Annotated in this window: 3 pseudogenes; all 3 read right to left on the reverse strand. The window is 64.3% G+C overall.

The window, feature by feature from the left end:
- Nucleotides 1-93 precede the first annotated feature (93 nt).
- Nucleotides 94-405 (reverse strand): annotated as a pseudogene (locus AB0E14_RS39725) (transposase family protein); the annotation flags it as partial.
- 82 nt (nucleotides 406-487) lie between these two features.
- A pseudogene (locus tag AB0E14_RS39730) lies at nucleotides 488-1083 on the reverse strand (hypothetical protein).
- Between the two features lie 22 nt (nucleotides 1084-1105).
- Nucleotides 1106-1258 (reverse strand): annotated as a pseudogene (locus tag AB0E14_RS39735) (ATP-binding protein); the annotation flags it as partial.
- Between the last annotated feature and the right edge of the window lie 292 nt (nucleotides 1259-1550).

Here is a 1550-nt window from a genome sequence, read left to right on the forward strand (position 1 = left end):
ACAGGCACCGAACGTCTACGAACAGCAGTCAGCTACTCTGACACTTGCCGCATAACGACACGAACAGGTGTCCACCTTTTGGGGACAAGGCCCCTCGGGGAGCGTCCCGTCGAGCAGGACATGGTCGGGGTCGGTTTCGCGTAGGGCCGGCAGGAGGCCGGGCGCCCGGCCGGAGAGGTGCTGGACGACTGCTTTGACGTAGGCGTGGGCGGTGCCGGCGGAAATGCCGAAGCCCGCGGCGATCTGCGTGAGCGTGTCGTGCCGGCGCAGGTAGACCATGCCCACGAGAGCACGCTGATGGGGCGGCAGCTTGCAGCGGCGGTCACCCTCACGGGTGACGATGGGCATGGATACCCACTCGACCAGGGCGTGAGGCAGGTCGAGTCCGGCAGGACAGGGAACCAACGAGGCTCCTGTCGACGTACTCCTGTGAGTGCTTCACCAAGCGGAGATATCTGCACCAGAGCGGGGTCGGGACAGTTGGCCCCTATCTCGTGGGCATGGCGGGGGTGGGGAGGTGAACTTCCAGCACGACTGCGGTGCCGGCCACGGTCTGGTCCTCGTGCATGTTGATCTGTTGGCCGGTTTTGACGTGCGCCCAGCGAGTGGGGGTGAGAGGAGTGAGGCGGACAGTGGCTCGGCCGCCAGGCTCCAGAACGGGCATGTCCTCAACCCAGAGCCCGGCGATACTCACCGAAGCAGCCCCGGTGGGTGAGAGGTTCCCGATGTCCCACATGGGCCGCAGAACACCGTGACCGGAGATTGATGTCTTGCGTCGCGCCTCCGTGGCTGGACGGAACGTCAGATCCGCCCGGATCATTCCGTTTCGGATCTCGGAACACCGCCAGCGGCACCAAGCCACGCTCCGCTCAAGGCCAAGTTGCTCAGCCGCCACGGCAAACTGCTCCCAGAACGTCAAGGGCAACGGTTGCCCGTCTCCGAGATCCTCCAGCAGGCTCAGCGCGATCTGCCATCGTCGTGGGCGAGATAGTCCCAGACGTCTTGCAGCGAGATGTCGTTCTCGGTAGCGACCTCTTCCGGGACGAGGAGGGAAGCCGATTCGAGCAGCTCAGTGACATCCATGCGGTCATTGTCGACCACGTTGTCAGGCTGCGTCGTCCCGCTCTCGTTCGATGGCGGCGAGGCGGTTCTTGAGCCGGTAACTGGGACCGTTGATGGAGATCACTCCGCAGTGATGGAGGAGGCAGTCGAGGATGGCGGTGGCCAGCACCTCGTCACTGAACACCTGTCCCCATTCATCTGGGGCTGGCACTTGTTCCCTCACAAGTGTTGCCGCTGCCACCTGGCCGTATCCCGTTCCTGGGGTCCTCGTTGGTTCTCGCGGTGGCACCCAGGCTTTCAAGGTGCTGCCTTGACCGTTCAGGCGCGAGGAAGGTGTGCCGGTGGCCGAGGCGAGACTCCAGGTCATCGCGGGTGGGGCTGTCGGCGTACAAGTGAACGTGGCTCTGGCAAGAATTCCGTAGGCGGAGATCATCTCGGTGACACGGTCAGCCGCTCCGCGTAGCGGGCAGCCTGTGGTTGTGCTCTGT

It is taken from the genome of Streptomyces sp. NPDC047981 (genome assembly GCF_040653315.1).
GTDB lineage: Bacteria > Actinomycetota > Actinomycetes > Streptomycetales > Streptomycetaceae > Streptomyces.